Raw genomic sequence first — 12,288 nt, 5'->3', positions numbered from 1 at the left:
GGCCGGGGGCCGGTCAGGCCGGCGGGGGTCCTGGGGGCGAGCCCCCGGGGGGCCGCCCCCGCCGGGGCAGCGGCCCGGTCTCCCGCGGCAACCGCCCCGCCTCCGCCAGCGCCTTCCGCAACAGGAACTCGATCTGCGCGTTGGCCGACCGCAGCTCGTCCCCGGCCCACCGTGCGAGTGCCTCGTACACCGCGGGGTCCAGCCGCAGCAGCACCTGCTTGCGCTGCTGCTGCGGCCGGCGCTGCGGGCCCTGGCCTTCGGGAGGGACCGTCACTGGTAGAGGGACCCGGTGTTGAGGACCGGCTGCGCGGCCCGGTCACCGCACAGCACCACCATCAGGTTGGAGACCATCGCCGCCTTCCGTTCGGAGTCCAGCTCCACGATGTCGCGCTCGGTGATCCGGGCGATCGCCGCCTCCACCATGCCCACCGCGCCGTCCACGATCTGCCGCCGCGCCGCGACCACCGCTCCTGCCTGCTGCCGCTGGAGCATCGCCGAGGCGATCTCGGGGGCGTACGCGAGGTGCGTGAAGCGGGACTCGATGATCTGCACTCCGGCCGCCTCCACGCGCGCGTGCAGTTCGACCGCGAGCTTCTCGGTGATCTCCTCGGCGTTGCCGCGCAGCGAGAGGCCGTCCTCCTCGTGCGCGTCGTAGGGGTACTCGATGGCGATGTGCCGTACGGCCGCCTCGGTCTGGGTGGAGACGAACTCGATGTAGTCGTCGACCTCGAAGGTGGCCTGGGCGGTGTCCTCGACGCGCCAGACCACGACCGCGGCGAGCTCGATCGGGTTGCCGTAGGCGTCGTTGACCTTGAGGACGGCGGTCTCGTGGTTGCGGACGCGCGTCGAGATCTTCGTGCGCGAGGTGAAGGGGTTCACCCAGCGCAGGCCGTCCTGGCGGATGGTGCCCCGGTACCGGCCGAAGAGCTGGACGACCCGGGCCTCGCCGGGAGCCACCATGTTCAGCCCGCACATGGCGAGGAACGCCGCGAGCGCGATCAGGATGCCGCCGATGATCAGCCCGGCCTGCGCGCCGGTCGGCTGCACCGAGGTGGCGGCCGCGATCAGCCCGGCGCCGGCCAGCAGGCCGAGCAGGCCGAGCAGCAGGGCGAGCCCGCCGCCGATGCTGTGGGCGGTGAACTCCCGCACGCGGGGTGCCGGCATCTCGGGCACATCGGCCGTGACCTGCGGTTCAGGTGTGGACATGGGTGATCCCCCGTTTCTCCTGGGAAGCCGCTCCTGCTTAGCTTCCGTCTATCTAAGTGATATCACTTTTATCGTTTCTGGCAACCCTGTGGGTGTCTCGAACGTCGGTTCCGTTGGGAATGGGTGCTGATTGTCACGTCCGCAAAGGGCCGGATCGGCTGCCCTATCTCTTATCTCCCGGTGTTAGCTTTCTGAGCTGACCTGAGCGGCGAACCTGTGTGACACATGAGCACACATGAACGAAGCGGAGCGGATCGGACCCATGGGACGAGCGGAAGAGAGACGCGCCAGACAGCGCGGTGGGCGCCGGGCGGCACCCAAGAGCCACCGTTCGTCCGGCGCGACCGGGAAGAGCCGCATACGCAGGCTCTTCACCTGGAAGAAGATCGTCGGCACCTTCTTCGGCCTGTGCCTGCTGGCCATGGGTGCCTTCGTCGCGCTGTACATGATGATCGACATTCCCGCGGCCGGGAACGTCGACGCCGAGCGGCAGAGCAACATCTACAAGTACAGCGACGGCGCGGTCATGGCCCGCGACGGCAAGGTCAACCGCGAGGTCGTCGACCTGTCCAAGGTCCCCAAGGAGGTGCGGCTCACCTTCGTCGCGGCCGAGAACAAGACCTTCTTCAAGGACGCCGGCGTCGACCTGAAGGGCACCGCCCGCGGCCTGTTCAACACGCTGTCCGGCCGGGGCGCGCAGGGCGGTTCGACGATCACCCAGCAGTACGTCAAGAACTACTACCTGACGCAGGAACAGACCGTCTCGCGCAAGCTGAAGGAACTGGTCATCTCACTGAAGCTGGACCGGGAGAAGTCCAAGGACTACATCCTCGCCGGCTACATCAACACCAGCTACTACGGCCGCAACGCCTACGGCATCCAGGCCGCAGCCCAGGCCTACTACCGCAAGGACGCCGAGGACCTCTCGGTCGCGCAGGGCGCCTACCTCGCCGCACTCCTCCAGGCCCCCAGCCAGTACGACTGGGCCGTCGCCTCCAAGGAGGGGAAGAAACTGGTGAAGGCGCGCTGGAACTACGTCCTGGACAACATGGTCGAGGAGGGCTGGCTGAGCGCGTCCAAGCGGGCCGACATGACATTCCCGGTGCCGGAGGAGCCCAAGCCCACCCCCGGCATGGAGGGTCAGAAGGGCTACCTGGTCAACGCGGCCAACGCGGCACTGGAGAAGCGGCTCGTCGCCGAAGGCACCGCCGACAACGCCAAGGAAGCCGAGGCGTTGGTCAACGCCGGCGGCTGGACCCTGACGCTCAACATCGACAAGAAGAAGCAGGCGGCGCTGGAGAAGTCCGTCCGGCGGCAGCTGACCAGCAAGCTCGACCCCGACAAGCGCAAGGTCGACGCGAACGTACAGGCCGGTGCCGCGTCGGTGAACCCGAAGACCGGCGCCGTGGTCGCGATGTACGGCGGCGAGGACTACTTCAAGCACTACACGAACAACGCCACCCGCTCCGACTACCAGCCGGCCTCCACCTTCAAGCCGGTCATCCTGGCCGCGGCCCTGGAGGAGCAGGCGAAGACGCAGAGCGGCAAGCCGATCACCGCGAACACGGTCTACGACGGCACCAGCAAGCGCCAGGTCGTGGAGAACGGCACCAAGGTCGGCTTCGCCCCCGAGAACGAGGACGACCGGAGCTACGGCCCGATCTCCGTCCAGACGGCGATGAACAAGTCCGTCAACTCCGTCTTCGCGCAGATGGGCGTCGACGTCGGCATGTCCGAGGTGGTGAAGGTCGCCGGCAAGCTCGGCATGGACACCGAGAACATGGAGGCCGTGCCCGCGCAGACCCTCGGAAGCATGGGAGCCAGCCCCCTGCAGATGGCCGGTGTCTACGCGACCCTCGACAACCACGGCAGGAAGGTCACCCCGGCCCTCCTGAAGTCGGCGGAGCACCTGAACCAGACGGTCACCATGCCCGACCCGATCGGCGAGCAGGTCATCAGCCGCGAGGCCGCCGACACGGTCACCTCGGTGCTGACCGGCGTGGTCGACGACGGCACCGCCCAGGCGTCCGTGCGCAACAATCCCCTGCGCGACGGCCAGCAGGTCGCGGGCAAGACGGGTACGTCCGACAACAACAAGTCGGCCTGGTTCACCGGCTACACGCCGAAGCTGGTCACCTCGGTGGGCCTGTTCGGCGAGGACGCCAAGACCCACGCCCAGGTCGCGATGTACGAGGCGGCCGGCAAGCCCCGGCTCGACGGCGGTGACTTCCCGGCGCGGATCTGGGCGGAGTACACCTTCGGCGTGATGGGCGGCGTCAGCGAGTTCGACCTCGAGACCCAGCAGGGCGCGGCCGTCCAGCCGACCTGGACGCCGACGCCCACGCAGGAGCCGACCGAGGAGCCGACCGAGGAGCCGACGACCGAGGAGCCGTCGTCGTCCCCGCCGCCGACGACGGAGGAGCCGTCGTCGTCCCCGCCCGCCACCCCGTCGACGAGTCCGCCCAGCATCACCCCGCCCACGACCCCGCCGACGACACCGCCGGGCGACGGCGGTGACCCGTTCGACCCGGTCAAGCCGGACGACGACGACCAGTAGGAGAGGGCCGGCAGCAGACGGCAGGCAGCAGACGCCGAAGGGCGCCCGGCGAACCCGGGCGCCCTTCGGCGTGTTCGTCGTGCCGACGTGGCTCCGTCAGCCGCGGTTCAGCTCGAACCAGACCACCTTGCCCGTGCTGAGCCTGGTCGCGCCCCACCGCCGGGCCAGCCGGTTCACCAGGTACAGCCCACGCCCGCCCTCGTCGGTGGCGCGCGCCTGGCGCAGCCGCGGCAGTTGCGGCACGTCGTCGCCGACCTCGCAGCGCAGCACGTCCGTGCGCAGCAGGCGCAGCGTCACCGGCCGCGAGGCGTAGCGCACGGCGTTGGTGACGACCTCGCTGACGAGCAGCTCGACGGAGTCGCTGAGCTCCTCCAGCCCCCAGCGCTGCAACGCGCGCCGGGCCAGCCGGCGGGCCCGGCCGGGGGCCGCGTCCTCCGGCTCCAGGAACCAGTACGCCACGTCGCTGGGCGCGATCCCGTCGAAGCGGGCGGCGAGCAGCGCGATGTCGTCGTCCCTATCGCCCGGGCCGAGCATGTCGAGCACCTCGTCGCACAGCGCTTCCAGGGGCGGCGGATGGTCCGGCCCGGTGAGCTGCGCGACCGCGGCGAGCTTCTCCCGCAGCTGCTCGATGCCGGTCCACACGTCGCGCAACCGGGACTCGACCAGGCCGTCGGTGTAGAGCAGCAGCGTCCCGCCGGCGGGCGCGTCCAGCTCCACCGCCTCGAAGTCCACGCCGCCGACGCCGATCGGGGCACCGGCCGGCACGCGCAGCACCTCGGCGCGGCCGCCCAGGTGGAGCAGGACGGGCGGCGGATGACCGGCGTTGGCGATGGTGATCCGGTGCGATACCGGGTCGTACACGGCGTAGAGACAGGTCGCCATGCGGTCCACGCCGAGACGCTGGGCCTGTTCGTCGAGGTGGTGCAGGACCTCCTGCGGAGGCAGGTCGAGGCCGGCGAGGGTCTGGGCCGTGGTGCGCAGCTGGCCCATGATGGCGGCCGAGGTCATGGAGTGCCCCATGACGTCACCGACGACCAGGGCGACCCGGCTGCCGGGCAGCGGGATCGCGTCGTACCAGTCGCCGCCCACCCGGGCCGTCTCCGCCGCCGGCAGATAACGGGAGGCCAGCCGCACGCCCGTCGGGCGGGGCAGCGTCTCGGGCAGCATGGTGCGCTGCAGCTCGTCCGCGATGTAGGCCTCGCGGCCGTACAGCACGGCCTTGTCGATGCCGAGGGCGCTGTGCGTGGCGAGCTGGGCGGCGACCAGGAGGTCGTCCGGGTCGAACGCGATGCGCTCGGGGCGGCGCAGGAACAGGGCGGCACCGATCACCCGGCGCCGTCCGCGCAGCGGGGCGAGGATCGCGCGCTGCCCGTCCGGCACGGCGAACACGCCGTCCTCTCCGAGCAGTTCCGGCAGTGCGGCGCGGGCCGCGGGAGCGTCGGTGAACACCGGGCGCACACCCCGCAGCACCTCGGCGAGCGCGCTGCCGGGTCGCACCTCGCACAGCTCGGCGCCGACCGTGTCCAGTTCGTTCGGCTCGGGCTGCGCGGCCGGGAGGAAGCCGTTCTCGGTGTCCCGCTCCGCCGGTATCCGGTCGGTGCGGCGCAGCCGCAGCACCAGCGGGCCGGTGGGCCGCTCGTCGCCGACGGGCAGCGGGTCGCGCAGATAGACCAGGATCGCGTCGGAGAAGGTGGGCACGGTGGCCCGGCACAGCCCCATGACGATCTCGTCGAGGTCGATGCCGCGGGCGATCCGCCGGGTGGCGGCCCCCACGAACCTGAGCCGGTCGCCGTCCCGCCGCATCGGCGTGGGGCGGCCGGGTGGCAGGCTCTGGCCGCTGCGGCGCTCCTGTCCGTCGCTGTTCACCGGCGGCCGGTCCTGTTCGTCGGCCGGCTGGACCGGAATGCCCTCGGGGGCGGGGCGCGGCCGAGGCGTCTCGCGCTCGGCGGTCTGCTCGGCACCCGGCTGGGAGTGCTCGGAGGCGGGGTCGCTCACGGTGTCCTTGCCCTTGCCGAACGGCGTGGAGGTGCCCGGCTCCGACGTGCCCGGCGTGCTGTGTGCCGTCGTGACCGGAACGCTGACGTCGCCGCCGGGGCGGCCCTGTACCGGTAAGGCGCCGGGCGCGCGCGCCGGTGCCGGGGTATGCACGAAAGCCCCGCGGGGGTCCGCGGGGTCGACGCCCGCCTGGGGGCGTTCGAACGAGGTCGGCTGCTCCGTCACGCGTGTCGAATCCATCCGTCCGGGGCTGCGCGCCGCGCGCGCAGTTGGTCCCGCCGAAACTCCGATACCCGGATTACGTGCCCCAGGAACGGAATTCCCGCGTGGTCAGAGGTTGTTCCTGTGCCACCGAAGGACCGTCTGCGGCCCTCACAGGCCTTCTGACGGCCCCCAGGGCCTGTGGCGCAGGCCTTGTCGGTGTTGCCCTCGTACCCCTCGCTCACGTCCTGCCGCCCCTCGGTGACGATCGGTCAAGCTCAGCGCGTGCTTCGGTAGTTGCCGCCGCGCGCCCTTGCGGAGGACGATCCTACGTTTCTTGCCCGGGGGCGCAGCAAGGGTCTCATGAGGACACATGCGCGGGCGTACGATCCCAGTCCTCCGGGAGTGACGGTACAGCCCAGGAGGGGTCCGGGCGCCAGTGCTGCCAGCCTTCCGAGAACGGCGGCCCCCAGGCGCGGATCACCTCCACCGCTTCTCGTCCCGCCTCCTGTACCTTTTCCGCCAGTTGGTCGTCCATCAGCCCGTCCCGGCGGGCCTGGGCGAACTCGTCCTCGTCCCGCCAGTGCCAACTGCGGTCGGAATGGACGGAGATGTCCAGGAAGTGGTCGACGGAGTCGACGCCGCCCGCCCAACGGGCCAGCGGCTCCTCCAGGTTCACGTACCAGTTCTTGAACTTCCAGCCCGGCTCCCAGAACAGCCACACCGACCAGGGCTCGCCGGGCCGGGCCAGCTTCAGCACGCCGGTGCCGAACCACCGGTCGCGTTGCACGGTCCGCGGCTTGGTGTAACGCGACTCCAGCGGCTCCAGGTGTACGGGCGTGCCGTCGGCGAGCACGGGCTTCACGCATTCGGTGCCGGGCGCCAGCCACACGGCGAGCAGGTCCGCGTCGTCCCGGACGACGGTGACGGGGCGCGCGATGTGCACCTGCGTGCCGCCGTTCTCCCGGTACCGCCACAGGATCCGGCTTCCGGGCGCCCAGAAGCCTGCCGCACCACCCGTTTCCACGCGTCTCATCGCTCCACCGTCTGCCATGACCAGATATTAGGTGCCGTAGGCATACGACGCTGCGGCGCGTGTCACGGTTCACGCGCCGGGCACACGAACGAGCCCCTTTGTCACGGGTGCGTCATCCGCAGGACATCGAGCGCCTCGTCGAGCTGCTCCGCGGTCAGGTCCCCGCGCTCCACGTACCCGCCGTCCAGTACGACCTGACGGATCGTCTTCCGCTCGGCCAGCGCCTTCTTGGCGACCTTCGCGGCCTCCTCGTACCCGATGTACTTGTTCAGCGGGGTCACGACGGAGGGGGAGGACTCGGCGTACTCCCGCGCCCGCTCGCGGTTGGCGGTGATGCCGTCGACGGTGCGGTCGGCGAGCAGCCGCGTCGCGTTGGCGAGCAGCCGGATCGACTCCAGCACGTTCTTGGCGATGACGGGCAGCATCACGTTGAGCTCGAAGTTCCCGGCGGCGCCGGCGGTCGCGACGGTGGCGTCGTTGCCCACGACCTGCGCGGCCACCATCAGCACGGCCTCGGGAACGACCGGATTCACCTTGCCCGGCATGATCGAGGAGCCGGGCTGGAGGTCGGGCAGGGCGATCTCCGCGAGACCGGTGCGCGGCCCGGAGGACATCCAGCGCAGGTCGTTGGCGATCTTCGTCAGGCCCACGGCGATGGTCCGCAGCTGGCCGCTGGTCTCGACGATGCCGTCCCGGGCGCCCTGCGCCTCGAAGTGGTCGCGGGCCTCGGTGAGGGGCAGCCCGGTCGTCCGGGCGACCTCCTCGATGACGGCGGCGGAGAAGCCGGGCGGGGTGTTGATGCCGGTGCCGACGGCCGTACCGCCGAGGGGCAGTTCGGCGAGCCGGGGGAGGGAGGCCTGAAGCCGCTCGATGCCGTACCGCACCTGGGCGGCGTACCCGCCGAACTCCTGGCCCAGCGTCACGGGCGTGGCGTCCATGAGGTGCGTCCGCCCCGACTTCACGACGTCGGCGAACTCCTCGGCCTTGCGCTCCAGCGAGGCGGCGAGATGCTCCAGGGCCGGGACGAGGTCGCGCGTCACGGCGGCGGTGGCGGCGATGTGGATCGAGGAGGGGAAGACGTCGTTGGACGACTGGGAGGCGTTCACATGGTCGTTCGGGTGGACGCCGCTGCCCAGGCGCTCGCTCGCGAGGGTGGCGATGACCTCGTTGGTGTTCATGTTGGACGAGGTCCCGGACCCGGTCTGGAACACGTCGACCGGGAAGTGCTCGTCCCACCTGCCCTCGGCGACCTCCCCGGCCGCCTCCTGGATCGCCTGCGCGATGTCCTTGTCCAGGACCCCCAGCTCGGCGTTGACCTTGGCCGCCGCGCCCTTGATCCGGGCCAGCGCCTCGATGTGCGCACGCTCGATGCGCTGTCCGGAGACGGGGAAGTTCTCCACGGCCCGCTGGGTCTGGGCACGCCACTTGGCGTGCGCGGGCACCCGCACCTCGCCCATGGAGTCGTGCTCGGTGCGGTACTCGGTCCTGTCCTGCTCGTCGGTCATCGACGATCACCTCCACGTGTCACAGCGTCCGCGCCGCGACCACTGTTCCCCTTGACATCCTCCCCCTCTAGAAGAGGGGGATTCCCACCCAGCTGGGTCGAGGTTCACGGGCGCTCGAACGGCTGGTGGCCGCTGTCGCCCCTCCGGCACCGGCTGAGCACCGGGGGCGGGGGATCCCGCCCTGTCCTGCCGCGACGTTGCTTGCTGCGTTGTTGTCCGCGTTGCAGGTGAAGCCGCAGGGTACGCACTCGAAGTCAGCTTGGCTCTTGCGTGACCTCTTCTCGATCCATCCGCAGGCGCTGCACCGCAGGCTGGTGTAGGGGGCGGGAACGTCTTCGACCCGGCCGGGGGCTTTGTGCTCGGTGCGCTGGCGGAGCAGGCCCCAGCCCCGGGCGAGGATCGCCCGGTTCAGGCCGGACTTCTGGGCGACTCTCTGGCCGGGATGCTCCACGGTCCCTTCGCGGAACGGGTCATGTTCTTGATGTTCAGCTTCTCGAACCGGACGAGGCCATAAGAGCGGGCGAGCATGGTGCGTGCTGGTCTTCTCGCACCAGTCCTTGCGCCGGTTCGAGCTCCCGCGCCTTGAGCCTGGCGGCCTTCGCGTACTCGGCCGCCTTCCGGGGGCTGTCCTTCCTCGCTCTGGCCGCCCGCCGCTCATGCTTTCGGATCTGGGTGCGTTCCTTGACGGTGAGCTGTGGGCAGTTCAGCTTCCGGCCGTCCGAGAGGGCAGCGGTGATCGTGACACCCCGGTCGATGCCGATCACCTCGCCCGTGCCGGGCGCCGGGGTCCACACACACGTACCGGGCGTGCGCACAGTGCATGAGCATCCGCTCGGCATGCACGGATGACGGATACATCCGGAACGTGACACACCACGAACTTAGCCGTCCCGTTCGCCTCCCGCGCACGTCTTCGGTCAGCATCACCCGTGAGAGTGGTCGGCACACTCTCACCTTCCAGGGCAGCCCCGACCACAGGACCCTCAACCCGCCGGCACCACGAACGGCTCGAAGCCAGTCTCACCGCCGTCTCTCCCGAGATGCCGAATCGCCCTGGCGGCGATTCGGCATCCCCTCGCGATTCGGCATCCCCTGCCCCGCTACGCGGGAGCGGGCATTCACCCCGGCCCTAAAGGAACGGGCACCTGCCCGGCAAGCAAAGTCGAGGCGAATCGTCACCGCCCTTCTCAGGCGAGTCCGGGACCGCGTACTGGAATGGAGGTGAAGGTCGGCGCCGGCGCCGGGTCCTGGAAGAAGTCGTTGCCCTTGTCGTCGACCACGATGAAGGCCGGGAAGTCCTCGACCTCGATCTTCCAGACGGCTTCCATGCCGAGCTCCTCGTACTCGACGACCTCGACCTTCTTGATGCAGTCCTGGGCGAGACGGGCGGCCGGGCCGCCGATGGAGCCGAGGTAGAAGCCGCCGTGGGCGTCGCACGCGTCGGTGACCTGCTTGCTGCGGTTGCCCTTGGCCAGCATCACCTTGGAGCCGCCCGCCGCCTGGAACTGCTCCACGTAGGAGTCCATCCGGCCGGCCGTGGTCGGGCCGAAGGAGCCCGACGCGTAGCCCTCGGGCGTCTTGGCCGGACCGGCGTAGTACACCGGGTGGTCCTTCAGGTACTGCGGCATCTCCTCGCCCGCGTCCAGCCGCTCCTTGATCTTGGCGTGGGCGATGTCGCGGGCCACGACCAGCGGACCGGTGAGGGACAGGCGGGTCTTCACCGGGTACTTGGTGAGCTCGGCGAGGATCGTGTCCATCGGCTGGTTGAGGTCGATCTTCACCACGTCGGAGGACTCGTCGAGGTGCTCGTCGGTCGTCTCCGGCAGGAAGCGCGCCGGGTCCGTCTCCAGCTGCTCCAGGAAGACGCCCTCGGCGGTGATCTTCGCGACGGCCTGGCGGTCGGCGGAGCAGGACACCGCGATGGCCACCGGGCAGGACGCGCCGTGCCGGGGCAGGCGCACCACGCGCACGTCGTGGCAGAAGTACTTGCCGCCGAACTGCGCGCCGATGCCGATCTTCTGCGTCAGCTCGAAGACCTTCTCCTCCAGCTCCTTGTCCCGGAAACCGTGCCCGAGCTCGGAGCCCTCGGCCGGGATCTCGTCCAGGTAGTGCGCGGAGGCGTACTTGGCGGTCTTCAGGGCGTACTCGGCGGACGTGCCGCCGACCACGATCGCCAGGTGGTACGGCGGGCAGGCCGCCGTGCCCAGCGAACGGATCTTCTCCTCCAGGAACTTCATCATGGAGGACTCGTTCAGGACGGCCTTCGTCTCCTGGTACAGGAACGACTTGTTGGCCGAGCCGCCGCCCTTCGCCATGAAGAGGAACTTGTAGGCGCCGCCGTCGGCCGCGTACAGCTCGATCTGCGCGGGGAGGTTGGAGCCGGTGTTCTTCTCGTCCCACATGGTGAGCGGGGCCATCTGCGAGTAGCGCAGGTTCAGGTTCTGGTACGCGTCGTAGATGCCGCGGCTCAGGGCCTCCTCGTCACGGCCCCGCGTCAGCACGTTCTGTCCGCGCTTGCCCATCACGATCGCCGTACCGGTGTCCTGGCACATCGGCAGCACGCCCGCAGCCGCGATGTTCGCGTTCTTCAGCAGGTCCAGCGCCACGAACTTGTCGTTGGACGACGCCTCGGGGTCGTCGATGATGCGGCGGAGCTGCGCGAGGTGGGCCGGGCGCAGGTAGTGCTGGATGTCGTGGATGGCCTCCTCGGCGAGCTTGCGCAGCGCCTCCGGCTCCACCTGGAGGAAGGTCCGCCCGTCCGGCCCCTCGACCGTGGAGACACCCTCGGAGGTCACCAGCCGGTAGGGGGTGGTGTCCTCTCCCTGGGGGAGCAGATCGGTGTACGCGAACTCAGGCATCTCGCCCATTCCTCACTCGACAGACGCGGCCCGCCTCCGTTGGCGAGCGCCCACCAGCGTAGAACCTGCCGCTGTACGGCGAGCCTGTGAGGTAAGGCTCAGTTCGTCACACCCGTCCGTGAAAGCGGGGGTGTCGCGATCTATCGTGTTTGGGTACGCTGCTGCCGTGGACCTTCAGAAGCAGGACCTCCAGAAGCCGGCTCCACGGCAGCAGGGCGCGCCCGCCGCCTCCGATCTCCGCGCCTCCGACGCCGAGCGCGACCGCATCGCCGACCTCCTGCACGACGCCCTGGCCGAGGGTCGCCTCACCGCGGACGAGCACGCCGAGCGCGTCGAGGGGGTGCTGCGCGCCAAGACCGTCGGTGAGCTGGAGGTCTTCGTGCGGGACCTGCCGGCGGCCCACCGCCAGGGCCCCGGCCCCGCCCACGCCCCGGCCCCCTGGCGCCCCACCGCCGGGGCCATCCCGATCGACCCGGACGACAACGTGGTCGCGGTGTTCAGCGGCGCCGTCCGCAGGGGCCGTCGGCGCGCGGGCCGCCGTATCCACGCGTACGCGATCTTCGGCAGCGTCGAAATAGACCTCAGCGAGGCCCTCTTCGACCACCAGCAGGTCGTCGTCAAGTCCTTCGCGATCTTCGGCAGCGTCGACATCCGCGTCCCGGAGAACGTGTCGCTGCGCGGCATGGGCGGTGGTGTCCTCGGCAGCTTCGAGGTGGCCACGCTCGACTCGGACGACCCGGAGGCACCCATCGTCTACGTCGACGGCTGGGCCGTCCTGGGCAGCGTCGAGGCGCGGCCGAAGCGGGGCAAGATCGTCGCGGACATCATGGACCGGGTGCAGCGCAAGGTCGACAGAAGTTTGCGCAAACACCTGGGGCATTGACAGCCGCGAAGCCCCGAAACCGGCGGTTCGGAACTCAGTGCATAGGC

At 70.1% G+C, this 12,288-nt stretch carries 9 protein-coding genes; 2 read left to right on the top strand and 7 right to left on the bottom strand.

Annotated features, from left to right (window positions below; all coding sequences use genetic code 11):
• Positions 1 to 13 precede the first annotated feature (13 nt).
• Both ACZ7EG_RS06920 and ACZ7EG_RS06915 read right to left on the bottom strand, forming a co-directional pair.
• Entirely contained in the window at positions 14 to 274 is a 261-nt protein-coding gene (locus ACZ7EG_RS06920; RefSeq protein ID WP_471073395.1) for a type II toxin-antitoxin system antitoxin, read from the bottom strand.
• On the bottom strand, positions 271 to 1,206 hold the full coding sequence (locus tag ACZ7EG_RS06915; protein WP_402701232.1) for an SPFH domain-containing protein: 936 nt from the start codon (positions 1,204 to 1,206) through the stop codon (positions 271 to 273). The genes ACZ7EG_RS06920 and ACZ7EG_RS06915 overlap by 4 nt, the downstream gene beginning before the upstream one ends.
• Positions 1,207 to 1,468: 262 nt before the next feature.
• On the opposite strand from ACZ7EG_RS06915, the gene ACZ7EG_RS06910 reads away from it, so the two are divergent.
• On the top strand, positions 1,469 to 3,763 hold the full coding sequence (locus ACZ7EG_RS06910; protein ID WP_471073392.1) for a transglycosylase domain-containing protein: 2,295 nt from the start codon (positions 1,469 to 1,471) through the stop codon (positions 3,761 to 3,763).
• Between the two features lie 96 nt (positions 3,764 to 3,859).
• On the opposite strand, the gene ACZ7EG_RS06905 is transcribed toward ACZ7EG_RS06910, so the two are convergent.
• From ACZ7EG_RS06905 to ACZ7EG_RS06885, 5 genes are all read right to left on the bottom strand, one after another.
• The gene (locus ACZ7EG_RS06905) at positions 3,860 to 5,998 is read right to left on the bottom strand and encodes a SpoIIE family protein phosphatase (RefSeq protein WP_471073389.1); all 2,139 of its coding nucleotides are present in this window, start codon (positions 5,996 to 5,998) and stop codon (positions 3,860 to 3,862) included.
• Positions 5,999 to 6,320: 322 nt separating this feature from the next.
• Complete coding sequence (gene fomD / locus ACZ7EG_RS06900; RefSeq protein ID WP_471073386.1) at positions 6,321 to 7,013, bottom strand: cytidylyl-2-hydroxypropylphosphonate hydrolase; 693 nt, start codon at positions 7,011 to 7,013, stop codon at positions 6,321 to 6,323.
• Between the two features lie 83 nt (positions 7,014 to 7,096).
• Complete coding sequence (locus tag ACZ7EG_RS06895) at positions 7,097 to 8,500, bottom strand: class II fumarate hydratase (RefSeq protein ID WP_471073383.1); 1,404 nt, start codon at positions 8,498 to 8,500, stop codon at positions 7,097 to 7,099.
• Between the two features lie 67 nt (positions 8,501 to 8,567).
• Positions 8,568 to 9,158, bottom strand: coding sequence for a zinc ribbon domain-containing protein (locus ACZ7EG_RS06890; protein WP_471073380.1), 591 nt, complete (start codon positions 9,156 to 9,158; stop codon positions 8,568 to 8,570).
• A 529-nt stretch (positions 9,159 to 9,687) separates the two neighbouring features.
• Complete coding sequence (locus ACZ7EG_RS06885; protein ID WP_471073377.1) at positions 9,688 to 11,358, bottom strand: fumarate hydratase; 1,671 nt, start codon at positions 11,356 to 11,358, stop codon at positions 9,688 to 9,690.
• A 166-nt stretch (positions 11,359 to 11,524) separates the two neighbouring features.
• On the opposite strand from ACZ7EG_RS06885, the gene ACZ7EG_RS06880 reads away from it, so the two are divergent.
• Positions 11,525 to 12,241, top strand: a complete 717-nt coding sequence (locus ACZ7EG_RS06880) for a DUF1707 SHOCT-like domain-containing protein (RefSeq protein WP_471073374.1) — start codon at positions 11,525 to 11,527, stop codon at positions 12,239 to 12,241.
• The last annotated feature ends 47 nt before the right edge of the window (positions 12,242 to 12,288 follow it).

It is taken from the genome of Streptomyces sp. NPDC037100 (assembly GCF_055606225.1).
This window is presented reverse-complemented; position numbering and strand designations above follow the sequence as displayed.

Coding starts and splice junctions, on each gene's coding strand:
- ACZ7EG_RS06915 (WP_402701232.1), bottom strand. CDS start 1,206: ATGTCCACACCTGAACCGCAGGTCACGGCCGATGTGCCCGAGATGCCG.
- ACZ7EG_RS06910 (WP_471073392.1), top strand. CDS start 1,469: ATGGGACGAGCGGAAGAGAGACGCGCCAGACAGCGCGGTGGGCGCCGG.
- ACZ7EG_RS06905 (WP_471073389.1), bottom strand. CDS start 5,998: ATGGATTCGACACGCGTGACGGAGCAGCCGACCTCGTTCGAACGCCCC.
- fomD (WP_471073386.1), bottom strand. CDS start 7,013: ATGGCAGACGGTGGAGCGATGAGACGCGTGGAAACGGGTGGTGCGGCA.
- ACZ7EG_RS06895 (WP_471073383.1), bottom strand. CDS start 8,500: ATGACCGACGAGCAGGACAGGACCGAGTACCGCACCGAGCACGACTCC.
- ACZ7EG_RS06890 (WP_471073380.1), bottom strand. CDS start 9,158: ATGAGCGGCGGGCGGCCAGAGCGAGGAAGGACAGCCCCCGGAAGGCGG.
- ACZ7EG_RS06885 (WP_471073377.1), bottom strand. CDS start 11,358: ATGCCTGAGTTCGCGTACACCGATCTGCTCCCCCAGGGAGAGGACACC.